20 protein-coding genes are annotated in these 23,375 nt (G+C 46.4%); 14 read left to right on the plus strand and 6 right to left on the minus strand.

Translation table 11 applies throughout. From position 1 onward, the window contains the following. Positions 1 to 151: 151 nt before the first annotated feature. From BLR32_RS02550 to BLR32_RS02565, 4 genes are read left to right on the plus strand one after another with little or no spacing between them, the layout of a single operon-like run. Positions 152 to 706 carry an RNA polymerase sigma factor gene (locus BLR32_RS02550; protein WP_089828670.1) on the plus strand — a complete coding sequence of 185 codons (555 nt, stop codon included), beginning with the start codon at positions 152 to 154 and terminating at the stop codon, positions 704 to 706. Between the two features lie 48 nt (positions 707 to 754). Next, on the plus strand, positions 755 to 1,912 hold the full coding sequence (locus tag BLR32_RS02555) for a FecR family protein (protein ID WP_089828671.1): 1,158 nt from the start codon (positions 755 to 757) through the stop codon (positions 1,910 to 1,912). After that, entirely contained in the window at positions 1,902 to 2,174 is a 273-nt protein-coding gene (locus BLR32_RS02560) for a hypothetical protein (RefSeq protein WP_089828672.1), read from the plus strand. Before BLR32_RS02555 ends, BLR32_RS02560 begins: the two co-directional genes overlap by 11 nt. A gap of 26 nt (positions 2,175 to 2,200) precedes the next feature. Next, entirely contained in the window at positions 2,201 to 3,193 is a 993-nt protein-coding gene (locus tag BLR32_RS02565) for a hypothetical protein (protein WP_089828673.1), read from the plus strand. On the opposite strand, the gene BLR32_RS02570 is transcribed toward BLR32_RS02565, so the two are convergent. Beyond that, positions 3,190 to 3,588, minus strand: a complete 399-nt coding sequence (locus BLR32_RS02570; RefSeq protein WP_143011337.1) for a hypothetical protein — start codon at positions 3,586 to 3,588, stop codon at positions 3,190 to 3,192. The two genes, BLR32_RS02565 and BLR32_RS02570, sit on opposite strands and share 4 nt — an antisense overlap. Positions 3,589 to 3,860: 272 nt before the next feature. Then, positions 3,861 to 4,424, minus strand: a complete 564-nt coding sequence (locus BLR32_RS02575; protein ID WP_089828675.1) for a hypothetical protein — start codon at positions 4,422 to 4,424, stop codon at positions 3,861 to 3,863. A 617-nt stretch (positions 4,425 to 5,041) separates the two neighbouring features. Here BLR32_RS02575 and BLR32_RS02580 point away from each other — a divergent pair. From BLR32_RS02580 to BLR32_RS02590, 3 genes are read left to right on the plus strand one after another with little or no spacing between them, the layout of a single operon-like run. Further along, entirely contained in the window at positions 5,042 to 5,710 is a 669-nt protein-coding gene (locus BLR32_RS02580) for a hypothetical protein (protein WP_089828676.1), read from the plus strand. Then, a complete protein-coding gene (locus BLR32_RS02585) occupies positions 5,673 to 6,317 on the plus strand; it encodes an ATPase (RefSeq protein WP_143011338.1) in 645 nt (214 codons plus the stop codon). The genes BLR32_RS02580 and BLR32_RS02585 overlap by 38 nt, the downstream gene beginning before the upstream one ends. 26 nt (positions 6,318 to 6,343) lie before the next feature. Next, a complete protein-coding gene (locus tag BLR32_RS02590; RefSeq protein ID WP_089828678.1) occupies positions 6,344 to 7,084 on the plus strand; it encodes a hypothetical protein in 741 nt (246 codons plus the stop codon). A gap of 8 nt (positions 7,085 to 7,092) precedes the next feature. On the opposite strand, the gene BLR32_RS02595 is transcribed toward BLR32_RS02590, so the two are convergent. After that, a complete protein-coding gene (locus BLR32_RS02595) occupies positions 7,093 to 8,538 on the minus strand; it encodes a hypothetical protein (protein WP_143011339.1) in 1,446 nt (481 codons plus the stop codon). A 168-nt stretch (positions 8,539 to 8,706) separates the two neighbouring features. Here BLR32_RS02595 and BLR32_RS02600 point away from each other — a divergent pair, with 168 nt between their 5' ends. Continuing rightward, positions 8,707 to 10,881, plus strand: coding sequence for an alpha/beta hydrolase family protein (locus tag BLR32_RS02600; RefSeq protein ID WP_089828680.1), 2,175 nt, complete (start codon positions 8,707 to 8,709; stop codon positions 10,879 to 10,881). Here the strand turns inward: BLR32_RS02600 and BLR32_RS02605 are convergent. From BLR32_RS02605 to BLR32_RS02615, 3 genes are read right to left on the minus strand one after another with little or no spacing between them, the layout of a single operon-like run. After that, on the minus strand, positions 10,875 to 11,219 hold the full coding sequence (locus BLR32_RS02605) for a hypothetical protein (protein ID WP_089828681.1): 345 nt from the start codon (positions 11,217 to 11,219) through the stop codon (positions 10,875 to 10,877). The genes BLR32_RS02600 and BLR32_RS02605 overlap by 7 nt on opposite strands. Positions 11,220 to 11,278: 59 nt before the next feature. Further along, positions 11,279 to 12,631: a RagB/SusD family nutrient uptake outer membrane protein gene (locus BLR32_RS02610; protein ID WP_089828682.1), complete on the minus strand. Its 1,353-nt coding sequence runs from the start codon at positions 12,629 to 12,631 to the stop codon at positions 11,279 to 11,281. Positions 12,632 to 12,641: 10 nt separating this feature from the next. Beyond that, positions 12,642 to 15,689 carry a SusC/RagA family TonB-linked outer membrane protein gene (locus BLR32_RS02615; protein WP_176842139.1) on the minus strand — a complete coding sequence of 1,016 codons (3,048 nt, stop codon included), beginning with the start codon at positions 15,687 to 15,689 and terminating at the stop codon, positions 12,642 to 12,644. 145 nt (positions 15,690 to 15,834) lie between these two features. On the opposite strand from BLR32_RS02615, the gene BLR32_RS02620 reads away from it, so the two are divergent. The 6 genes from BLR32_RS02620 (at position 15,835) to BLR32_RS02645 (ending at position 23,231) form a co-directional block, all read left to right on the plus strand. Further along, a complete protein-coding gene (locus BLR32_RS02620) occupies positions 15,835 to 16,383 on the plus strand; it encodes an RNA polymerase sigma factor (protein ID WP_089828684.1) in 549 nt (182 codons plus the stop codon). A 70-nt stretch (positions 16,384 to 16,453) separates the two neighbouring features. Beyond that, entirely contained in the window at positions 16,454 to 17,587 is a 1,134-nt protein-coding gene (locus BLR32_RS02625) for a FecR family protein (protein WP_089828685.1), read from the plus strand. A gap of 12 nt (positions 17,588 to 17,599) precedes the next feature. After that, complete coding sequence (locus BLR32_RS02630) at positions 17,600 to 18,589, plus strand: helix-turn-helix domain-containing protein (protein WP_089828686.1); 990 nt, start codon at positions 17,600 to 17,602, stop codon at positions 18,587 to 18,589. Between the two features lie 130 nt (positions 18,590 to 18,719). Next, entirely contained in the window at positions 18,720 to 21,362 is a 2,643-nt protein-coding gene (locus tag BLR32_RS02635; RefSeq protein WP_089828687.1) for a glycoside hydrolase family 2 protein, read from the plus strand. A gap of 124 nt (positions 21,363 to 21,486) precedes the next feature. Further along, entirely contained in the window at positions 21,487 to 22,026 is a 540-nt protein-coding gene (locus BLR32_RS02640) for a hypothetical protein (RefSeq protein WP_089828688.1), read from the plus strand. Positions 22,027 to 22,229: 203 nt separating this feature from the next. Next, positions 22,230 to 23,231, plus strand: a complete 1,002-nt coding sequence (locus tag BLR32_RS02645) for a helix-turn-helix domain-containing protein (RefSeq protein ID WP_089828689.1) — start codon at positions 22,230 to 22,232, stop codon at positions 23,229 to 23,231. Positions 23,232 to 23,375 lie beyond the last annotated feature (144 nt).

The following is a 23,375-nucleotide window of genomic DNA, read 5'->3' on the forward strand; positions in this document are numbered from 1 at the left end:
TTCCCCGCCACTTATATAGTCTCACAAACTGCATTTTTCTTCATGCCCGTTTTACTATTTTTTTTGTTAACTACTCATTAACCTACTGCTCGCGATCCATTTAATAATTTGCCGTTTAACCAATCATTTTTTATTCTCAAACAGCAACAAAATGCCCCTAAATGAAAATTCAGATGATCAGGACCTGATCATCCGGTTAAGAGAGGGTGGAATAAAAACTCTCGCCGAACTACACACACTCTACTACAAAACCATGCTTTATCATGCGCGTATGTTATTACCGAGCAGGGAGGATGCAGAAGATGTAGTCAATGAGCTCTTCCTGTCGCTATTGAAGAAGGAGGAAGCCATGAATATTACCAAAAACGTAAAGGGATATTTACTTAATGCGGTAAAGTACCGATGCATTACATTTAACACTAAAGCGAAACGAGAGGAAGAGGTACTCAAAGCATATGGACTGACGCTAAGGGATTTTGTGCCTGCTGTCAACCGGATGGAAGAAGCAGAGAACCAGGGGGAACTAATGGAAGCCATCAACTCCCTGCCTCCTCAATTGAAAACGGCTATCATACTTTGTTACCTGAAGGAAATGGAAAAGAAAGAGATCGCGCTGAAAATGGGGGTATCTCCCACGACTGTAACAAAATATATCTCGGAGGCGCTCAAACGCCTGGCGAAGTTCTATTCGCTTAAAATGTTCTGATCATACTTTTTTCTGATAAGGAAGCTTTACATATAATACCCGGTGCCATTGGACAAAGAACAGATAACACAGTTGGTGATTGATGAGCTGGTGGGCAATATCACACCGGAAGATGCTGCTGTGCTCCGGCAAATCCTGCAGGACAATCCTGCGGCCGTCATTCATCGTGCCAACGTTATCAAACTGCTTACGGAAGGAGACATGAAAGGAGTGCGGGAAGAAGAAGTATCGATAGAGCGGTCACTGACCAAACTGAAAAAGCAGCAAATAAAAAGAAAGATCCGTTCGCTCCGTAGCCCCGGGGCTACGATACTTTTGTTCCTTTTAACCACCTTGGGGGCATTTCTTTACAAATACCGGCAGCAGGCAAATGAGTCGAAGGATACTATGGTGCTGGAAGCTGCTATGTATAAATATCCGTTACTGTTGTTTGCAGACGGCAGCTTCATTCGGCTTGATACAATAAGCGGGAACAGGATACCTCATCTGTCATCGGATAAGCAACACAGGAGATTCTCTATTAGTGGCCCCATCAATGGCTTTCCTGAAGCCAGATTCGTTACCCCAAGAGGAGAAACTTACCAACTCATCTTACCTGAAAAGAGCAGCGTGTACGTTGACGGTAAAACATCTGTAACGTTTCGCCTGGATCCTAAAATAAGTCTTCGCGAAATTGCCATCAGCGGACAAGCTTTTATAACCGTAGCTCCTGATCCAACACGGCCATTTATTGTTGAATTACCACAAAAGAGCAGAGTGAGGGTGCTGGGTACCTCGTTTAATATCAACACAGAGGAACAGGGAAGTATACAGGCAGCGTTGAAAACCGGTAAAATTCAGGTAGAAAACGAAGCCGGATCTATCACGATGGAGCCAGATTCTGTTGCCAGCTGGCGAAAGGGAACAGCTATCAGTAAGGCAAAATTCAACCCGGATATAATATTTTCCTGGCAACGGGGTAAGTATATCTGCACCGAGGCTACATTAAGAAACCTGGCCCGCGTAATGGAACGTTGTTTCCCTTATCAGGTCAAAGTGGATGTTCCCCAGGCACAAGACCAGATAGATCTTGTCAAAAGGACAATGCTCAGAGGTTCTCTCATTACTCACTTTCTTAATTCTACTGTGCTAATTGAGTCAGACAGGTTTAAATATTCTTTTGACAAGGATAGCATATTACATATTACCTTAAATGATGTCCCATAAATTAAGCATCGCGGAAGAACGACTGCTACTAAGCAGGATCCGGAAAGGCGATATAGAAGCATTGGAAATATTGTTTATATCTTATCGCCAGCGTGTATTCCTGGACGCTTACCTGCGTCTGAAAGACAAGGCAGCGGCATGGTCAGTCACAACCGAGATCTATTCCTGGCTTTGGCAACACAAGCCCGGCCTTTCTCCTTTTACCTCTATCAAATTAATGTTGCAGGAAGAGGTAAAAAAACGAACTATTGTTAAACCCTGACTGTTATACTCCAAACCCCCATTAAAATGTCACCCTTATCGCAAGGAGATGCCAAACTGCTACCGTTAGAAGGTAAGCGTACCTCAGATACCAATGCGGCACGGATACCGGAAGAATATCTTCAGTTAATATTACCCTTTGCGGGGATTCACAGCTGGCAACAGGCGAACGTTCATATTCTCTCCCAGCACCTGCAGCTGGGAAAATTTTCCCTGTGGGTACATGATATCATGTCCTACCAGGACCAGGTAATCTGTCCATTTGTGCCCTTCCCGTTGTATACGCTGCACTATCTGTTTGAAAGTAGTCTCAGTATCAGGATGCCACATTCGATTCCCTTCCAGCTCGAAGAAGACACCTGCAATCTTTTTCATCTGAGGCCCGGCGTAAGCTATCTTCCACTGGAAGCCGGTACTAAAGCGGTGTCCTTCCACCTTAACATACTACCTGAACATATGCATCAACTGGCAAAGAGCTACCCGGTCATGCATCAACGGCTCCTTGAAATGGCTTCCGGCAACCGGGTTATTAACAAACACCCATATGTTATAAATGCTGTCAGTCACCTGCTGATCACAAAAATATTGACCTGTCGCTATCTCCGGCAGGAGGCAGCGGTATACCTGGAACGCTGCTGTACCGATCTGTTCAACATCTTCTGCCGCCAGTATACCATAGAAGATAAGTCATTGTTTGTTGACGATGTAGACACCTATGACGTCTACCACAAGATATTCGAATACCTGAAGGCAAATAAAAACATCTATCACGATATCCGGAAAATATCCTGGATGTATGAGATTTCCGAAAGAGAACTGACAACTGGCTTCCTGAACACATTCGCCATCACCATAGAAGACTGTGTTCACATGCTGAAAATGATGCATGCATTCGACCTGTTAATGCAACAGGACCAGGACTTCAGCGAAATAGCTACTGCCGTTGCCCTGGATACAGAGACCATGATCTCCAGTGTAGAGAAGTATTACAATTTTAAGATATCCGTCCAGCGGAATTAATTCTCCCCCTCATTATCTTCATCAGACAATAAGCGTTTTACCTTGTTCCATGCGGCCTTCACTTCCTCATCGTCCATTTCCATACCGGGCATTGCTTCGTCATTCACTCCTTCTGCGCCCTCCTTTCTCCTCACATAGAAAAAAAGCAGCAGCAACAGTGTGGCACTACCCACAGGAATCAATTCATCTTTTACAGCTACGTTGATCGTCAGTGGTGGCGTATCCACACCGGCACTCCGCTGCTTCTCAAAAATAATCCGGATCGTTCCCTGCAGACTCGGCACCGGCTTATGCAGGAAAGGGATAAGCAATAACATGATTATCAATAGTGTATTCGAGGCGCCATGTTGGGTCCGCTTGTTTCTCTTAGAACCAGGGTTCAGTTTCATTTTCATATGCGTGGTCGGTTTATTGTCCCTTCCTTAACATAGTCTACATTTCGAGGTCAAATGAGATGAAAAGAGAAGAAATTTTTTTTTGAAAACTATTGGATGGGGTAATGTCGGGGTCGCCGTCTTCTGACAAATGGGATATCTAATCTTCTGGATGGCATTATCCAGTCCAGACTTTTGTCGAAGGTAACTCAAATTGAAATCATTGCTATTACACAACAAAGATCCCCTGCAAATGCAGGGGATCTTCAGTCCGAATAATAAAGACTGTTTAACTACAGCACTACTTCCTTCGGTGTCTCATTACCGGGAGTATCTACTGCAGTAGCAGTGATCACAGTACCGGCCAATGCGGCATTTTCGGCAGTAGCGGTATACAACCAGTCGAGGGCGTTAGACTGCAGGACAGCATTGCCTTCTTCTACGATTGCACCAGCAGCTGTACGGATGGAGACAGTAACAGCGGTGACTTTAAAGTCATCCAATGCTCTGATGAGCAAAGTGTCACCTACCTCACCGTGGTAGCTTTTAGTAGTGATGCTTTCAACCACAGGTGGTTTAAAGAAATCCTTTACGGCCATGTTGTACGCGCTTTGATCAGGTCCGGCAAACGCCTGGTAGGCTGCTTTAACAACAGGGTCCAGAATTGCCGCTTTTGCATACTGCATTGCGCGTTTAAATTTGCGCTGGACATCCAGTTGCAGCTCGGATGGGGGAATGGAACTTTCGCCCCTTTTCTTTCCAAGAATAATGGCACCGGAGCGCCTCTTTGTTAAAGTGAGCATATCAGCGATAGTACCTGATGCATCTTTCAATACGAAGTTTGTTGATTTTGCCATAATGTTTAAAGTTTTAAAAGTTTAGAACTGATTTGACACCTCGCTTGTTCGACGCTTCTTCGACGCTTCTTCGACGCTTGTTCGACCAAAGAGGTCTCTGTCTTTCGCCAACCTACCAGTTTGAGTGGAACAAAAGGCGTCTCTCTCTTGTCCCGGACGCGGCCTCAATTACCAGCGGTTGACGACACAATGTTACGCCACTTGAAACCCGCCACCACACAGTTTTAGACGGCATTCGAACAACACATATCTGCGATGCGGTGAAAATTTGATGAACGGTTACGAATAATCTTTTTGAAAAAAATTTTATCAAAATGAGTTTTTGAATTTATTTTTTTACTTAACTTAGTAGTACATAGAGCATTACTTGCTTTACATCATGCAGAAGTATAATACACATACAATCCAATCAGTTCTAAGAGCTCGTCTACAGCTAGGACTACGACTACGACTAGGTCTTCTATAAGACATCAGTCGCATAGGGGACCTGCACCCACACATACCATACGATTTTCCTGCCCAAATCAATTTTCACAAGAACAAATTCGGAATCCTGAACGTCTATGCGGATGTTAGCATTCCAAACATTCATAAACCATGAAATTCCTAATTCATAAATGAATTATATCACACATCTTAATTCATTCTTTGAGAAAGCCGATAACCAGGACTGGCTTACTCCACATCATCAAAGCTTATATCTTACACTGTTCAGGATCTGGAATCAGACGATGTTCAGGCAAACATTTACGATCTATCGTGAGCAGGTCATGGAGAAGGCGAAGATCGGCTCCAAGTCTACCTATTATCGATGTTTGCGCGAACTTGACAACGCTGGATATTTCAAATATCATCCACCACGAACGAAGTACGAAGCAGCGTCAATTACAATGACTTCCTTCTCCAGTACCAGAAATGGGACTATACAAGTCCCGGATATGAACCCCGACAGTCCCACATCCGGGACACATACAGCCCCAGAAGTGGGACACATTCCTAAACAGGACTCTAAAAACTTTTTAAACTCCAATTCAAACGCACGGTCAATACCTACTCAGGAAGAAGTCAATCAATTCTTCCGTGAGCATCAATATCCGCTCTTTAAGGCTGTCTGTTTCTGGTATCAGTATGAAAGTAAGGACTGGTATGCTGGTGGTACGCCTATTAGGGACTGGCAGGCACTTGCACACAAATGGATGGCAGATAAAAATCCGGTAAATCCTACAACTAACAAAAATGCATCCCCGGGTGACAACACAAACCAGGACTATCAGAAGCCTTTTTGATTATCGCCAGATATTGCAACAACTGCAGCAGAAAGGAAAGCAACTTTTTGGCGATCACTTCATGCTCTATAAGGAAGATCTATCCGTACTGATCCCTATCATAGCATGGATGCTGCGCGACGAAGATGTGGCCGCACAATGCGGCGTAGATCTGAAGAAAGGAATTTTTCTCTCCGGCCCCATCGGCGCAGGAAAAACACAGATCATGCAATTGATGCGCTATCTCACCTCTCCCGCCGAAGACTATAAAATGATTAGCTGCACAAAGCTGGCACTGGAATTTGGCAGAAAAGGAACGGACATCATACACGATTACACCTACGGTAATTTCAACCCCGACGGGACCCCGCAAACTTACTGCTTCGATAACCTGGGTAAGGAGATCATCGTCAAACACTACGGAACATCCTGTCAGATCATGCAACAGATCATCCTTGCCCGGTACGAGCTTTTTATTCAATACAGGATGATCACGCATGCTACTTCCAGTCTGCATGCCCTGCAGATCGAAGAACGCTATGGCGCCGAAATAATAAGCTGCCTGCGGGAAATGTTCAACAGGATAGGCTTTAGTAATGGAGCTGCAGACAAAAGAAGAACTAACTGAAATTTTATAACTAAACTATAATCTTTATGAAAAAGAACAAAACGAGCAGACACAAGCTCAAACGCCTTCGTGGCCATTCATCTGAACGCCTCCACAATGATCCTTCATTTGAGAACGTTCGCAAAAACTGGCAGGACTTTACAACGGCTGCCAGATCAGCAAAACTGCTGCGCACTGTAATGGAAAACATTATGGAGCCGGTACATGACAGAAGTCGCCAATGGCGGCTCACCAAAGCAATGTCGCAGGTACTCCGATCCGACAAATCAAATCCCCGGGGAGAGTGCAAGCCTGCTGATGGTGACCTCAAATTGCTGATAAATGTCGAGTTGAATACAGGGATTCCATTTCATGAGATATTTCCTGAGACCCTGGTTCATTTCAGGATAGACAAAAAGAAGGTCAAGATGAATTTGTGGCCTATCATTCAGGAATCTCCGGAGCCACATCCATTGGCAGCTACTGCTACCGACCTGGAAATCAGGTTAGCTGTTGCTAATATTAATTTCTCACAACAGTCATTTAACATCAAATGGGCATCTTCCGGCATGTTGCCTTTTTCTGATCCCGGAATAGAAAATAAACAGCTGACAGTAAAGCTGGATAAGGGAAGCAAATTGCCGTTATTTATATTTCTTGCTATTAACTTTTATAACGAAGGCTTTAAAGAGAGGATAAATGCGATAAAGCTTGTGGATGTATACACCGCTGAAGATGATTGCGAAGACAGTGAATCAACGCCCCAAAAAAAAGAAGAGCAGCTATAATTGTACCATTACATCTGTTGCCTGCGTTTATCCGCTCGCAACACCACTTCCCATAACAACACGCCAAACACCACGCCCAATATCATATTAAACAATTGATATCGTAACACCACCGGTGAAGCCAATACGCTGAACCCATAGTGTACGATCCAGTAAAAGGTGCCTATCCTTAGCGCACTACGGAATTTTATGTCCGCAAACGAAGGACCGGACACCCGGTAATATGCAATCCATCCGGAAATGAATAACAGGATAATGAAAACCATGAGTACAGGATAATAATCGAAAATGATCAGTTCCCGTTTATTGGAAACGGTATAGATCTTATTGGAAGGATAATGGAACCAGGTCTGGGCAATAGGCCATACGGTGTCACGCCCGTCATTGTACAAGGCCAGGTTCTCTACCGGAGGATATGCATACTGGAAAAAATTCGGCAGTAGAAAATACCGGAAATATGGTACAGGGTATTGGCTGATCAGGTATTTGCCGTAGTCATTGTACAATGGCGCCACAGCCGCCATTTGCCGGAGATGAACGGCATTGTCTGCAATGTTTACAGCACCAGGTGAAGGTTGCAAAGGAGAAGTGGCATCCCATAGATAAAAAGCCATCAGTGGGCCATCAGGACGTTGGGACATAGGAATATGTTGCAGCGAATCTATGTATGCATTCACCTTATTATGTACTGCCGCAAATTCTGGTGGCACCTGTAAAGGAGGGCGCTTCGGCATATGCGCATAGGCATGTACGGCATTATTAGCCATCTGCCATCCGCTGAAGGCGGAGAACTGCCGCGTGGCCATCACCTTTTCAGATTGATAGGTTGTGTATAACATAAAGCCGCCGATCATGCCCGCCATGATCAGTCCACTGGCTATTTTAACACGGACGGTAAAAGCACAAAACACGATGACGGTAATACTGACGATGGGATAGATCAAGGCATGATACCGGACGGTATAAGCCAGCAGCAGCACCAGCAAATGGACAGCTAACAACCACTTTGAAGGTTGATACACCAGTCTGAACAACTGGGATATCCATATAAGGCTGATACCGATAAAGTAAACATCACTGGTTACATAATTGCTCAGGTAAAGGATGGCAGGATTTAAGAACAGGAAAGCAAAGATCAATCTGCGGGGCCATTTCCCAACTGTTGTCAGGTCAAGTACGGTATAAAAGAAATACAGTGCGCAGACATGATAAAAGCAGAATTGTGCGAAGACCAACGCTGTATCCCAATGGGTGAACAAACCAACAAAGCGGATCAGTTTTGCATAGCCTACCGGCCACATATTGGCATCTGCGTTGGTATAAGCGCTGCGTAGATAATTGTAGGAATCCTGCATGAAATTGGGGAATGGATAAAAGTATTTGAAGACAATAAACTGCAGCAGCATGGTGAACATCGCCAGGTATACATATCTCGTAAAACGCATTCTCATCATATGCAGGAATTTAAAGGGCCGGGCCGATAGCTAAGTTTGGAGATAGAGAATATTTTTGAAAGTGCTTAAAATTACTGGTTAAATGCTAATTTAAATAGCGTTTAAAGCACCTCCGTGTTAACCACCACAAGAATATCGCTCCCTTTCCTACTCTGCTGCTGCTATTTAATGGCGTGGTCTCAAAAACCGCTGATCACTAATGATAGTTATCGTACCTGGACAAGGCTGTCCCCTGCTTACGGCATACGGGACGATGGGCAGTATGTATGGTACCAGTATGGCTCGCCGGCTACAGGAGATATATTGGTATTACACAAGACGGATAATACATCCCACAGGGAATTCCCCCGTGGATTCAATCCGACCTTTTCGGATAAGCGTTTTTTATTCCAACTACCGGGCGATACCCTGGCTGTCTTTGCATCAGATAGTGTGACTTATTGGCCGGAGGTAAGTTCCTATGCTGTTGAGAAACAGCAGCTCATCCTGCAAAAATCCGATGCACTTGTCTGGACAGACCTCAATACCGGTCATAGTAAAACGGTCTATGAAGGCTCTGTCAGCCAGGCGGCATTCAATGGGCAACAGCTGGCGTTTATCACTGATCGTACACTCAGGTATTATCAGCGGGATATGGATTCAACCAGGATACTACACGATAGCTGCACGGGTCCTTTACAGCTTTCCCGTGATGGACAACGGATCACCTGCCAGTTATTGCCTGCTAAACTACCTGCTCCGGATGCCATCAGGATCTGGCATTACCTGAATTACTATCTGCAAAGACCTCCACCTGTTCAAACTACAGTCTCCATCCGGCTGGAAGATGCACAGCTGTGTACTGTCAATACACCCGGTACACAAATCGCCTACCAGGATGGAGGACGGTATATCATTACACAAAACTGTCTCAACTACCAGGAATATTACTGGAACAAAACGGTGATCGCTACTCTTTATCTCGTGGATAGGGAAACGGGTACGCAGAAAATGATTGCGGCAAACAAGGAAAAACTATTGATACCAATAGGTATTTCACCCGGGGAAAGATTTATGACCTGGTACGATCTTTCCAGCCGATATATCCGCTGTTATGAGATTACTACGGGCCATACACGCGATTTACTAAAGGGTATTGGCATTGCACAATGGACGGACGGCGATAGTGCCGTTTTTATTCATACTACAGATGATGTTTGGCAGGTAGATCCAAGAGGCATTAAACCCGCGGTGAACCTGACGCGGGGCAAACAGCAACATACCATCTTCCGGTACTTATTCCCCGGTATCTTCCTGGCATTTGATACAAAAACAAAAGAAAATGGTTTCGGGAGATGGTACAACAACAATGTAGTGCCCTGCACAATGGATGCCTGCTTATATTACTGGCCACAATATCCGCTGGATCAATATAAACCCCTTAAAGCAAAAGATACCACTGTTTACCTGCTGCAGCGGATGCAGGCTACAGCTTCACCCAATCTGCTGCTGACGGATGATTTTATTCACTTTACACCTGTTACCAATATCCGGCCAGAGGCAGACTATAACTGGCTGACAGTAGAACTAACCAAAGAAGGACTGTTATACAAACCCGCGAATTTCAATCCGCAGCAAAAATACCCTGTCATCTTTCATTACTATGAGCGGAGTAAGGATTACCTGCACAGGTACCTGCCACCGGCATTAAGTGAAGGCCCGTTGAATATAGCGTCTTATGTCAGCAATGGATATATCGTATTCGTTCCGGACATCCGGACAAAGAGAGGCCATCCCGGCAAAAGCGCGGCTAAAGCGGTATTACGGGCAGCAAAGTACCTGTCGGCCTTCCCCTGGGCAGACAAGCAGAGAATGGGATTGCAGGGGCATAGTTTCGGTGGATATATCACCAACTACATCATCACACACAGTAATTTGTTTGCCGCAGCACAGGCAAGTGCCGGCCCGGTTAACTTTTTCAGCGGGTATGGAGCCATCAGGAAGATCACAGGCACTGCCATGCAGCAGCTATACGAGCAAGGACAAAATAATATGGGCGTTCCCCCCTGGAACAGACCCGGACTATACATCAGAAACTCCCCCGTAATCAGTGCCAACAAAGTACATACTCCCCTCCTGTTGATGCATAACGACAACGATAATGCTGTCCCCTTTGCGCAAAGTATAGAGCTGTTCACTGCCTTAAGACGGCTGCAAAGGCCAGTATGGCTGATCCAGTATAAGGACGAAGGACATCAGTTATTCCGCGACCCACAGAAACTGGATTTCAGCATCCGGCAACAACAGTTCTTCGATCACTATCTGAAAGGTAAACCGGCGCCGGACTGGATGACAGCTCACTGACCGTTATCGTCATAGATACCCAGCCAGGTTGGCCATGGAGAACCCGTTACTACCGTAATAAAGTAAAAAGCCCCACCAATAGTAGTGGTAGACTGGGTAGTGCCTGTATACACAGGCTTACCAGGATTCACCGCCAGCTCCCAGGTATCCGTTTGGAAAGTACGATAGGGAGCTTCTCCGGCATAGGTAAGCACCCTTGAGGCGCCATTCTGAGAGAAAACACCTGTAGTGCGGTAAAACAGGTTACTGAGCTGCCGCCTTTGGGCTCTGAATGACATTGTCGCCATCCAAATGGCAGACAGGGCGATCAACGCCAAAATAATTCTGGCCTTTTTCATAACATATTGTTTGAACTAAAGGTAGATGACTAAAATGGAAAACAATTTGGAGACAGCGTCTATTCTGGGTATCCCTCGTTCTGCGTAAGATTGGGGTTTAACAATATCTCGCTCCGGGGAATGGGATACCATTGCTGATAAGCTTTCCAGTCGCCACCTTTGGCAGCAGTAGCGGCCTTCATCACTGTGTTGATCTTATGGGTACGTTTGAGGTCTAACCAACGGTGGCCCCATTCAGCGAATAATTCCACCTGTTTTTCATGTTGTATGGCATCGTCCAGCGGGCCTGTGCCGTTAATATTGAGCCTGGGTAAACCTGCCCTTCTCCTTACCACCATCAGGTCTTCCAGTCCACCTGCCTTGTCGCCCGTATGTAATCTTGCTTCTGCCCTGATCAGGTATTGCTCTGCCAGGCGCAACACCATCAGGTATTCCGTTGGCGGCGCCGCAGGATCTGCGGCTTTGTATTTGTAGGGATAATAACCGTCTTCTCCCAGCCAGTATTGTTTACGCAAATCTTCTTTTTCCAATGTCTGCAGGAAGGTCGGTGCGGCAACAACAGGGCGTTGTTGTATAAACAGCAATGCATCTCCTGTAGCCGTTCCGTTCACGGGTTGTAGCTGCCAGATAGCCTCTTTGCTGTCTTTCAGGAATACCCTGGATAAAGGCACGGTATCATATACCGCATTGTTGTCTATAAGCGCTGATGCCGCAATGATAGCCGCCCGCCAGTTGTTCTGGTACAGCTGCACCCGGGCCAGTAAAGCAGTAGCCGCCCATTTGTTGGGCCGTACCCGATCGGACGTAATGGATATCATATCTGCCCGCAGGTAGTCCGTCCGCAGCAGGGATGCGGCAGCTTCCAGGTCTTGTACGATCAGCTCATATACTTTCACTACCGGTGTACGGCGCATGGTAGCATTGACCTTGTAATCAGTACCGGTCACCAATGGCACTTCGTCAAACAGGTTCACCAGGTAGAAGTAACAGAAGGCCCTGACGAATCTGGCTTCTCCGATCAATTGCTGCCTGATAGCCGGTGTAAGACGGCTGGATGCTGTCAATCCTTCAATAGCGGCATTGGCCTGGTAGATGTACTTGTACAGCCAGCTCCATACCGGTATATTGTCGGGCCTCGGTTGGTTTTTATACATGGATACAGACAGTTCATCCTCCTGCTGCAACAGGAACTCGTCGGCAGAGAGACCGGAGAGATAGGAAATACCTTCTCCTCCCATGAATGTTCCATCGTTGCTCATGTTATAGAACAATCCAGTCAGTACGGCAGCAGCGCTGGCGTCAGACTGATATATAGTGCCCGAATTGCCGCCATCTACCGGGTCTCCGGGGTCCAGCAGTTTACGACAACCTCCGCAAAACAGCAGGCAGATTAACAATATTGTCCATCGCATTCCAAACAGTTTATAGCGATATTTTCAGTCCGGCAGATAACACCCTCAGGGGAGGAATGGCTGTCCGTGACTGCGTTTCAGGGTCAAGGCCCTTGTAGCTGGTAAGGGTAAACAGGTTCTGTGCCTGTATATACACCCTGCTGTCATGCAGGTGCAGGCGCTGTTGCATACCTTTTGGCAATAACCAGGCGGCCTCCAAATAGCGACAGCGGATGAAGGAGGCATTCTCATATCCCAGGTCACTCATGATGGCTTTCTTATAGCCTTCCTTTAAACCGGGACTCTGGGTATACCGTTGGCGGTCGGTAATATCGCCCGGCTTTTGCCACCTGGATAATACTACGGCATATTGATTTTGCGGATATCCCGGCATAACGCTGGGGTCAAATGTGGTATTGATCCCCGTCTGCTTTGTAAACTGCAGCAGCACTTCCAGCTCGAACCGTCCTATCCGCAGGCTGTTTTGCCAGCCGCCGAAGAAAACGGGATAGCTGTTCACCGACAAACTTTCTACTGCATCTTCTGCCGGCACCGGGTGATTGTTGGCATCTGCAAAAAGGTAAGCCCCTGTTGCAGGATCTACTCCCATAGCCGTAGCCACATAGAGCTGCGACAATGGTTTCCCTTCCACAAATCCCGATGTACCAGGTATGGCGATCGTAGGATCGGGGTAATACACGAGTTTATTACGGCCAAAGGAAATATTGAATGAGGAGGCCCATTCAAACGTCTTCGTCCGGAATTGCCGGGCAGTCAGTACGAATTCCCAGCCGGCGTTCCTGATCACAGCGGGCAGGTTGCCAATAATGCTGCCAGCGCCGGTGATATCCGGTAAAGGATAAGCAACCAGCTGATTGGAAGACCGGTAGATAAAATGACTGGCGGTGAACAGGAGCCTGTCTTTCAGGAAGCCCAGTTCCAGGCCGGCTTCCGACTTCTGTGTCAGTTCCCAGGCAAAATCAGCATTGAACAAACGACTGGGTTGCAGTCCCACCACACCCTGGTAAGTGCCGTCCACGTTACTGTACTGGTCCAGGTACTGGTAGTCGCCTATCTGATCGTTGCCGGTAGTACCATAGCTCAGTCTCAGCTTACCGAAACTCAGCACACGCCGTAAGTGGCACATAAATGGCTCCTCAGAAAAGATCCATCCTGCGCCGGCAGCGGCGAAGGTGGCGTACTGTTTCCTGGGGCCAAAGCGACTGCTGCCGTCCCGGCGCAGGCTGAGGTTCAGCAGGTAGCGGTTCTTCCAGTTCAGACCTGCTCTGCCAAACAGGGCTGCATAACGATACGATGCACCTTCTGTTTTACTATATACCGTGTCTGCATAACTGATATCCCGGATCAGGAGATCGTTTTTGAAACCATCTCCATTGATATTCTTCCGCGTTTCATTATAGCCCTGTATAGTACCTCCAAGCACCATTTCCAGGCGCAATGCGCCCGCCTGGTATACATAGTTCAACTGGGGCTCGATAATGCGGGAAATAGCCTTATAATCGTAATTATGCAAAGAGCCTGTTTTGCTATCCCTCGTGGGAGGTGCGTACATGGCAAGCGGCAGGATGGTCTGCGAGTGGCCGCTCAGCCAGTTATAGCCCAAGGTGGTCCTGGCAACAAGACCGGGCAGCAACCGGTATTGCAGGCTGGCGTTCCCCAGCACATTTTTCACATAGGCATCGAAAAGAGGTCCTGCCAGCGCAATGTAGGGATTGAGCCAGGAATAATTCAGGCTACCGTCTTCCAGGTACGCAGGAGGCGCGTTTGGTGGCAGCATGATCTTGCTGGTGAAATCAATGCCGGGCAAGGTGGTTTTGTCTGCCAGGAAACTGCCGCTAAAGGCAGCTTTGAAGCGCTGGTTGGCCGAGGCGCCGCTGGTGCTGAAATACGCCCCTCCGCGGGTATCGCCGAACTTACCCGGGAGGACGGTGCCTTCCTGCCGGTAATGACCGCTCAGCAGGTATTGAATACTTTTATTACCACCGGATGCAGAGGCCTGGACATTGGTCACTGATGCGGTACCTCCTGTTAATTCCTTTTGCCAGTCGGTATACCGGCTGGTATCCCATTTCAGCAGGTCAGTGGCATTCCTTTCCGTGGGAATCACACCGTCGTTCAGAAACGCCTCCCGGCGCATGGCAATGTATTGCTGTGTATTCAGCAGTTTCACTTTCCGGGATGTTTGTCCGAAGCCACGACTTACATTCACCGTCAGCTGCGTTTTCCCTGGCTGGCCCTTGCGCGTGGTGATAAGCACTACGCCGTTAGCGCCGCGGGAACCGTAAATGGCAGTAGCATCAGCGTCTTTCAGTACATCGATGCTTTCCACATCTTCCGCGTTGATAAAGTTGAAGGCAGACGCCTTATCGCCCCAGATCTGCGAACCCAGTCCGCCGGTCAGGATGGGGTTATAAGGAATCCCATTCACAACAAAGAGCGGTTGTGTACCATTCACCAGGCTGTTTTGTCCGCGGATCTGCACTTTCATGGCCATACCCGGCACACCGCCCGTTTGGGTGATGAGCATACCGGGTACCCTGCCCTGTAGGGCCATTAACACGTTGGTACCCGATTGACCGGCAATGAAGTTGCCTTTAACAGTGGTAACGTTCCCGGTATTGAACCGCTGGGTGGTGGTACCATAGCCGATAATGACTGTTTCGTCCAGCACCTTGCCCATGATCAGTTTAGGCGTATCGGGCATCTCTAATGGTGAAGGCTTCGGGGCCATTACCAAGGGAGCTCTCCAAACATTGATGGAGCGGTCGTCGAGCTTCCAGGCATAAGTGCCTTTGAGAACGGTATTGAGCACGTCCTGCAAGGCAGCTTTCCTGAAGCGGACATCCAGGGTACGGTTTACGTCCACTTCCGCGGGATTATAGCTGAAATAGTAGTGAGTCTGTGCTTCTATTTGGGAAAAGATATCCTTAAGGGAAACCTGCCGGCCTACAATAGTCACTTTTTGAGAGGGATAGACCTGCCCCTCTACCTGGTACCAAAAGCAGGCATGCAATAACAGGAGGAGTGGGAAGAATATAGTTGGTTTGGGCATCCCCATAAAACAATGTTGGGCAATTATCATATTAGTAGCAGTAAATGACAAAAAGTACTCATGCCGATAATTTTTAGCCTTTAACAAGCTATTAACTCATGCTCATTTCAAAATCGATACATTTACTCACAATGAAAATAGAGTCTTTGCTATGAATCAATTGAATAATAACCATTCAGAAGAAGAACTATTTCTACTCATCCGGCAGGGAAGTGAGGCTGCCTTTTCATGCTTATACCAACGTTATCTTGATCTGTTGTTCTCCCGGGCTTACACCTTACTGCACAATGAAGATGAAGCCAAAGATGTAGTCCAGGAAGTACTGATCTGGCTGTGGAACCATCGGGCATCTGTTCAGATCAATACCACCCTGAAGGCCTATCTGCTCGGAGCCGTGCAACAACGCTGTGCAGACCAGATCAGGAAGAAAGTTAACCGTAACAATCGTCAGCAGATCTATGCCTCCCTCAGCACCACTATCACCGGTGCTTCTCCTTTAGAGACGAAGGAACTCAGTAACCAGCTGCAGGCAGCGATGGCCCTGGTTAGCCCGACGAGCAGGAAAGTGTTCATCATGTCGTATATCGAAAAAAAGCAATTGAAAGAGATTGCGGCCACCATGAATATGAAAGTACAGACTGCGAAAAACCATGTGCAGCAGGCGCTGAAGATCCTCCGCCAACACCTCCGAAAAAATTAATGTGATTCCCCCAGTACTTTTTTGACACCGGCGACTACTAAATAGTGAATCAGACTTTCACTGGATTATCATGCCGGTAGATACCGAATATATCGAACAACTGGTACTGGAAGAAATAACAGGGGTCATTTCACCTGAAGACAGTATCACCCTCAAAAAATTGCTGGAACAAGAGCCGGAAGCGTATGCCATCTGGCAGCGGATGCACCGTGAACTGACAGGCGCTTATGTACAGTCTGTGCGTAAGAGTCTGCAGGACGAGCTTCCTGTGGAACAGGTATTTGCTATTGCCAGGCGGCGTAAACGACGCAAAGTATTCATAGGAACTAGCCTGGGTATAGCAGCTTCGCTGCTGGTAGGCTCAGTAGTCTACAAGATAATGTTGCCGGTGCACGAACCCGTTCAGCCGGCCCCTATCTCAATGTTCGCCCTCAATTCTGTTGCGCTGCAGCTGCCCGATGGGCAATTGCTTCATCTGGGCAGCCGGCAGCAGCAGAAAGTGAATGGGATCATTTTCCGGGAAGAAGACGGGAAATTGTCCTGGTCGGGCGGCAATAGTTCAGACATGGCCCGCCTGATGGTGCCTCCTGGGAAAGACTATGCCGTTCACCTGCCCGATGGCACAGATGTATTGCTCAATGCAGCCACCACACTGCAGATGCCGCTTGCATTCGACGACAACCGGGAAGTGACCGTGGATGGGGAAGCCTATTTCACTGTTGCTAAAGACGAGGAAAAACCCTTCCGGGTACATCTGCCGAAGAGTACCGTACAGGTACTGGGCACTTCGTTCAACGTAAACACCTATGATAGCGGCCAGGTAAAAGTAGCCCTGGAATCGGGCGCTGTGAAGCTGCTCACGAATGATGGTGATGTGTCATTGAAGCCGGGGCTGGCGGTTCACTACCAGCCGGGAGTAAGACCGACAGCAGCAGCCTTTGACACCCGTGCAGTACTTGCCTGGAAGAGCGGCTATTATGTATTTGAGAACACGCCTATTTCCGTTATCGGTGACGTCATTGCACGTACTTATCGTGTGAAGGTAGTCATAGATTCAAAGGCCACAGCAGAGAAGACATACTCCTCCCGCTTAGAGAAAGGGGCGCCGCTCAAACAATTCCTGGAACGATTAAAAACATTAAATAACATTGACTACCAATTTAAAAACGGAGACACCATTTTGCATTTATCAAACCGACCGTAAACAAACTTTGCTATGCGATCCATATTATTTAAAGCTAACAAACTCCTATTGATCGAAAAGGAAAGACAGTCTTATATTTCTGCCAACAACCTGCCACTTGAGTACCTGAAACTCATCATTCCCTATGCAGGTCTGTATTTCAGGGAAGACGAGGAATGTGAAATACTCTCCCAGCACATTAGCACCGGCCCGTTCTCTTTGTGGATGCACGACGTTTTTGCAAAGGACAGGATCACATTGTTGCCATATACGCCCTATCACATCTGGACACTGCATTTTATGTATGAGGACAGTCTGGTAATTGAAGGGCTTGGGAATCCCCCTTATCTGCTCGAAGAACGGGAGTGCAACCTGTTCAACCTGCACCCAGGGTTACATCCTATACCAATGGAAGCCAACAGGAAAGTACTGTCTGTACATGTCAACATCCGCCCTGAGTTCTTCCCAAAACTCATGAGGAAGTATCCTGTACTTAGTCCGCTGTTGAGTCGCCCGGCACCGGCAACAAGCAGTGTGCTCAACGATCATCCGCATCCTATCAGTGCTGTTTGTGATCTGCTTATACAGCGGATCCTGACCTGCCAGTATACAGGAAGGAAGGCGCATACTTTTATCCATCGTTGCATCCTGGACCTATTGCTGAATTATGCACAACAGGAAGCGCATGCACATGAGCCATTCCTGTTCAGCAGTCTCGAGCACCGGGAAACTTACAGGCAGATCTTCAAATTGCTGATAGAGCGCTCACACAAGCAATATTCGCTTGCGAACTTATCCAGGATGTTCCACTTACCTGCGGCAGAATTATCCCAGGGTTTTCTGCAGCATTATGCTATTTCTATTGAAGATTTCAGTCACATGATGCGCATGATGACGGCCTTTCATCTATTGCATAGAAAGAACTACTCGCTGTCTGTGACAGCAGACGCTACTGGGTATAAAGACACTGCTGAGCTGGTGAAACACCTGGAGGCATATTATGAGTGCAAAGTGAGAAAATAAGGATCAATATCCGGTTAAGCTGTTACCATTCTTCTCTGAATGCAACTTGTTATGTTCTACGGCCTGCATTTGTCAGACTAGCGAGGCCGTATTCATGCATAATAACTAAGTACAGCTTAACCAACCAACCATGAACAAATTAAATGTAGCAGCTGCTGCCATTGCATTGTTGTGTGCATCGCATGGATATATCTACGCGCAGGCGCCAATTAACTCCCAATCCTCCTGGCAGATGCAACCTGTCAGTATTCAAACAAGATGGGCGAAAGATGTAAATCCCCAAAACGTGCTGCCGGAGTATCCAAGACCTCAGATGGTCAGGAACGAATGGCAGAACTTGAATGGCTTATGGCAGTATGCCATCACGCCCAAAGACGCAGCCAAACCTACACAGTTCGACGGACAGATCCTGGTACCGTTTCCACTGGAATCGGCTCTGTCTGGTGTAAAAAAGGCATTGCAGCCTACGCAGCGTCTTTGGTATAAACGCACTATTACTAAACCAGATATTACCGGCGATAAACGCGTATTGCTGCATTTCGGCGCTGTAGACTGGCAGGCTACTGTTTATATCAATGGTAAAGAAATAGGCGGCCATACCGGCGGCTATCAGAACTTTTCTTTTGACATCACTAATGCATTGAAGGATGGTAACAACGAACTGGAAGTATCTGTATTTGACCCCACTGATCAGGGTATCAATCCTCATGGCAAGCAGGTATTGAACCCGCAGAATATAATGTATACTGCTAGTAGCGGTATCTGGCAGACGGTATGGATGGAAACCGTACCGGCTGCTTATATTAACAACATCCGTATAACTCCCGATATTGACAAAGGCAATCTGAAACTGGAAGTGATCACCGCTGGTAAAGAAGGTGATTATTCTGTGGAAGCCACTGCATCCAATGGTAAAAAAGTAAAAGGTAAGCCGAATACGCAGCTGCTGTTACCAGTGCCTAATGCAAAGCTTTGGAGCCCTGATCAGCCATATTTGTATAATCTGAATGTAAAGCTGCTGTATAAAGGCAAAGTAGTAGATACTATTGGCAGTTATTTCGGCATGCGTAAAATAGAAGTGAAGAAAGATGAGAAGGGAGTGGGACGCCTCTTCCTGAATAACAAGTACACCTATCATTTGGGCGTATTAGACCAGGGTTTCTGGCCGGAAGGATTATATACTGCGCCGACAGATGAAGCCCTGAAATTTGATATCATGGCGATCAGGAATATGGGATTTAATACCATCCGTAAGCATATCAAATTAGAACCTGCACGTTGGTATTATCATGCGGATAGAGCAGGTATGCTGGTATGGCAGGATATGGTTACTTGTGCAAACAACAAACCAGAAGCGAGGAATGAATTTGAAAAAGAGAACAAGGAAATTATTGCCCAACTCTATAACTACCCAAGCATTGTTACCTGGGTACTGTTTAATGAAGGCTGGGAGCGTTATGATCAACAACGTCTGACGGAATGGATGAAAGAGACAGATCCATCCCGTATAGTGAACGGGCATACAGGTGAGAACTACGATCGTGGCGCCCCATCAGAACCTTCTCAGAAATGGGCAAGCAGTGATCTGACAGATATCCATGATTATCCTGGTCCCGGTATTCCACCAGCATTACCAGGTAAAGCACAAGTGCTCGGTGAGTGGGGAGGTGTAAGGGTTGCCACTTTAAAACATCAATGGAATGACATGGAAGGCTGGGGTTATATAACGGTACCAGCAGGTGCATTTAAAGCAAAATACGATTCCATGGTAAAAAGCTTAAAGGCGCTTGAAGAAAAAGGTTTATCCGGTTCCATCTATACAGAACCATTTGATGTAGAGACAGAAGAAAATGGAATGATGACGTATGACAGGGAAGTGATCAAAATAGCTGATGAAGATCTCCGGAAGATTCATAGCCAGATTTTAGCACAGGCAGAAAACTATGCAGCGACTCCCGGTGTTTTCCATGCCAAGGTGGCTGACACCGCTAATCCCGACCTGCAATATGCATCTCTGTTACAGCAGTTCCATAATGGCAAAAAAGATCCGGAGTTTGTGAGAGATTTGACATTGATGGCAATACGTGTGAATGATAAGAAAAGTATTCCGGAACTAAGCACAGCCTATATTAATAGCATGTCCGATCCTTTTACATTCAGAAATATGACATTTATCCAGCGTTTTACCAGATCTACAAAAGACCCTGGCTTCGATATTATGTTTAAAAACCAGCAAAAGGCAGGAGAATTAATTGGGGATAATAACGTAAGGGATAAAATAATGTCTGCCATATTCAATGGTGAGATCAAGGCATCTGTTACAGGCGCCAACGCAACACCAGATTGGAATGAAATGGAAAAGAAGATTGTGCCACAATATGGTTCCCCTGGCGAGGAAATCCTGTTACGCTCCAAGGCAATTCATTTTATAAATAATAAGGATTGGCACAATTTTGTTCCCGCAGCATCCAGCCTTATAGAAAAATACAGATCTGGCGTGTCAAATGACATGTTAAATAATTTCGCATGGGCTGTATTTGAAAATGTATCAGATACTACCGCACTGAAATCGGCATTGCTGTGGAGCAAGTATAGTCTGGAAGAGAAACAGGAGCCGATAATGATGGACACTTATGCAAACTTATTGCATAAATTAGGTAATCAGCAGGAAGCAATAAAATGGGAACAAAAAGCATTGGATGCACAACCACAAGAGGGTGCATTCAAAGAGGCCCTCGAAAAAATGAAGAAAGGTGAAAAAACCTGGAACTAACATAACCCATGCCAGCGGCGCATCTCCATGGAGATGCGCCGCTATTACACATTAACTTCATATTAACTTCTTTTTACTTTTCATTTGTTAGCTTAGCAGTGAACCAACTTTTACCATCCCTCTCATGATAACTCACTATACCGAACTACTCGATACTTTTGATAAAGCACCTATTGAAGACTGGGCAGCCTACTTCCATGACAATGCAGAAAGAATTGATACGTTAATCAAGTTTTATGAAGCATATAATAAACATGTCATGAATGCACAGGCAAAACGCATTCATGAGATCAAAAAAAGTATCTGTCAAATTACCGGAGATAATCGTTGGTCAGATCTTGAAGGATTGGAATTAAGTTATGATGAGTTTGAACCACGTATATATATCCGGGGAAGTTTTAATTCGACAGCGGAAGATCCAATAGCGACCTTCAATATTCACATTCTCGCCCCTACGGTACAAGCCTGGAATCATTATGAAAACCAGCTGCTTAGCCGTTATACGGCACAGGAACCCTTAATAGCAGGTAACAAGACAATATTACAGGTATTTACTGCTCCCGGACAGCAGGAAAAACAGATCCTGGAAGCCTTGCAGGAAGTGTATTTGTTCGTATCCAGCCTCACTTTGAAGAATTTTTTGCATCCGTTAACATCTCATTAACGAACTTAACTTTCCAATTTACTAGCTTAGCTAAAGTATAGCGATTGTCGTTCTTCGATTCCCGATGGAATATACCAACGAAACCGGCTTAACGATAAAGCATTGTTCCCGTATCACCAGCCCCCATGCAAACCAATAGCGGATTGCTGCCTGGTTTAATTATAGTTCATGTGTTGATCAAAATAGACCGTTAAAACGCGATTATGTACCCTACATTATTTGAAGAGAACAAATTATTGTTGATTGATCGCCTCGACCAGGCCTATTTTCCTGCTGCGAACATACCATCCGAGTATCTGCCCCTTATCATACCCTTTGCTGGCTTATATTATGAGCAGGATGACGATTACAATGTACTGACACAGCATATACAACTAGGGCCATTCTCTTTATGGCTCCATGATGTATTTGCCAGTAAGGATATTGTGCTGCGCCCTTATACGCCCTTCCATATATGGGCGCTGCACTTTATGTATGAAGACACCCTGCGTGCAGAGTTAGTTAAAACGAATACTTTTACCCTGGAGGAAAGACAGTGTAACCTGTTTAACCTCTACTCTCACATGCCCCGTGTGCCCATGCAAGGGGGGAAGAAAATTCTTTCATTCCATATCAATATACTGCCATCAGACCTGATGGTGCTCGTACAACAGTATCCCGGTCTTTTTTACCTCGCCAACAAAAGGGTGCAAAGGAAGTCCAGCGTTATTAACGAAAAGCCTTACCGTATTAATGCTGTTTGTAATATGCTGATCCAGAGCGTCCTGTCATGCCGGTACATAGAGGCCCCCGCGGTATACTTCCTGCAACGCTGCTGCCTGGATCTATTCCTCAACTTCTCCCAGCAGGATGCCATCTCCGACGAGATCAGGCCTCCTACTGAGGCGCAAACGGCCCTTTTCAACCAGATATTCACTTACCTGACTGAGCATCCGCACATTAACCATACCGTGCAGGAAGTGGCTAAAATGTTCGATATGCCGGGTGTGAAACTGGCGCAGGGGTTCCGGGCGCATTTCAGTGTGGGTATCACACCATTTCTGCACATGCTGAAAATGATGATGATCTACCACACACTCATGCAGAAAGCATGTACCCTGCGGGACCTTGCCCTTATCGGCGGCTATACGCGGATAGAAGACATGGTGAGAGACGTGGAAAAGCACTACGGCTGCAATCTGGCTGCATTACGCAGAAGCATGTAAATTTCATTTTGCATTGTTTACTACAAAGCTCCGTCAGGAGCTTTTTTTATGCCCCCTATACCCGTCCCTCCAAAGTTTTTCTCCTCATCTCCTAAGTTCTCTTCTCCCCGGCACGCCTACCTTTGGAAAGAACGAAAACTGCGT

Origin of the sequence: Chitinophaga filiformis, assembly GCF_900102545.1 — a bacterium.
Classification (GTDB): domain Bacteria; phylum Bacteroidota; class Bacteroidia; order Chitinophagales; family Chitinophagaceae; genus Chitinophaga; species Chitinophaga filiformis.

Bases quoted from the DNA above. Each gene is read 5' to 3' on its own strand.
- BLR32_RS02625 (WP_089828685.1), top strand. From the start codon at position 16,454: ATGCCGGTAGATACCGAATATATCGAACAACTGGTACTGGAAGAAATA.
- BLR32_RS02620 (WP_089828684.1), top strand. From the start codon at position 15,835: ATGAATCAATTGAATAATAACCATTCAGAAGAAGAACTATTTCTACTC.
- BLR32_RS02595 (WP_143011339.1), bottom strand. From the start codon at position 8,538: ATGATGAGAATGCGTTTTACGAGATATGTATACCTGGCGATGTTCACC.
- BLR32_RS02630 (WP_089828686.1), top strand. From the start codon at position 17,600: ATGCGATCCATATTATTTAAAGCTAACAAACTCCTATTGATCGAAAAG.
- BLR32_RS02610 (WP_089828682.1), bottom strand. From the start codon at position 12,631: ATGCGATGGACAATATTGTTAATCTGCCTGCTGTTTTGCGGAGGTTGT.
- BLR32_RS02615 (WP_176842139.1), bottom strand. From the start codon at position 15,689: ATGGGGATGCCCAAACCAACTATATTCTTCCCACTCCTCCTGTTATTG.
- BLR32_RS02550 (WP_089828670.1), top strand. From the start codon at position 152: ATGCCCCTAAATGAAAATTCAGATGATCAGGACCTGATCATCCGGTTA.
- BLR32_RS02565 (WP_089828673.1), top strand. From the start codon at position 2,201: ATGTCACCCTTATCGCAAGGAGATGCCAAACTGCTACCGTTAGAAGGT.
- BLR32_RS02560 (WP_089828672.1), top strand. From the start codon at position 1,902: ATGTCCCATAAATTAAGCATCGCGGAAGAACGACTGCTACTAAGCAGG.
- BLR32_RS02580 (WP_089828676.1), top strand. From the start codon at position 5,042: ATGAATTATATCACACATCTTAATTCATTCTTTGAGAAAGCCGATAAC.
- BLR32_RS02575 (WP_089828675.1), bottom strand. From the start codon at position 4,424: ATGGCAAAATCAACAAACTTCGTATTGAAAGATGCATCAGGTACTATC.
- BLR32_RS02645 (WP_089828689.1), top strand. From the start codon at position 22,230: ATGTACCCTACATTATTTGAAGAGAACAAATTATTGTTGATTGATCGC.
- BLR32_RS02640 (WP_089828688.1), top strand. From the start codon at position 21,487: ATGATAACTCACTATACCGAACTACTCGATACTTTTGATAAAGCACCT.
- BLR32_RS02600 (WP_089828680.1), top strand. From the start codon at position 8,707: ATGGCGTGGTCTCAAAAACCGCTGATCACTAATGATAGTTATCGTACC.
- BLR32_RS02590 (WP_089828678.1), top strand. From the start codon at position 6,344: ATGAAAAAGAACAAAACGAGCAGACACAAGCTCAAACGCCTTCGTGGC.
- BLR32_RS02605 (WP_089828681.1), bottom strand. From the start codon at position 11,219: ATGAAAAAGGCCAGAATTATTTTGGCGTTGATCGCCCTGTCTGCCATT.
- BLR32_RS02570 (WP_143011337.1), bottom strand. From the start codon at position 3,588: ATGAAAATGAAACTGAACCCTGGTTCTAAGAGAAACAAGCGGACCCAA.
- BLR32_RS02635 (WP_089828687.1), top strand. From the start codon at position 18,720: ATGAACAAATTAAATGTAGCAGCTGCTGCCATTGCATTGTTGTGTGCA.